We start from the raw sequence: 646 nt of genomic DNA, 5'->3' as shown, positions 1-646 counted from the left end.
ATATATAAACAAATTGAGGTCATTGATTTCGTTCAAATCAAAATGTAAAGAAGAAAAAATATCTTCATTAGCAATGATATTGTTTGATTTTGAAAGGACATCAATATAGAACCGACCTTCGATTGAAAGGTTAGTATCATATCCATAACACAAAACCATATATGCTATATTCTGATTAACCATCTCACTGAGAATAATATTATGTTCAATCGATGATAAGTAGTAGTTTAATAAATCCCACCTTTCTCTGTCACTTTCATATAAGCTAACCAAGACTGATGTTATTACTTCTGACTGCAATGTGTTGAGCTTCTTACCTAATAAGCATCTATCGAACCTATCTCTACGCTGTAGTAAAAAGTTAAACATGTTTCGGTACATACTACCTCTACCAGAACCTGAATCTAAAGCGTCGGCAACCATCTCTATTTTAATATCATCCAGTTCTTGTATTCTATCTAGATGAGAAAAGATAAAAGATAAATCATGCTGAGCAGAGTCAGACTCAACTAGCTTTAGAAATTCTTCTACTGCTAAGTTTTTTTGGTTTTCGTTTGCAATGTCAAGCCTTTTGTCAATATTATCGACATTATACTTTGATTGTGATTTATAGCTTTCAAAATCAGTCTTATAACTGACTCTTAAA

Annotated in this window: 1 pseudogene; it reads right to left on the bottom strand. The window is 31.6% G+C overall.

The features are described 5' to 3' along the window. Window positions 1–646: pseudogene (locus tag ASV53_RS25720) on the bottom strand (hypothetical protein); the annotation flags it as partial.

Origin of the sequence: Photobacterium sanguinicancri (assembly GCF_002265265.1) — a bacterium.
GTDB lineage: Bacteria > Pseudomonadota > Gammaproteobacteria > Enterobacterales > Vibrionaceae > Photobacterium > Photobacterium sanguinicancri.
This window is presented reverse-complemented; position numbering and strand designations above follow the sequence as displayed.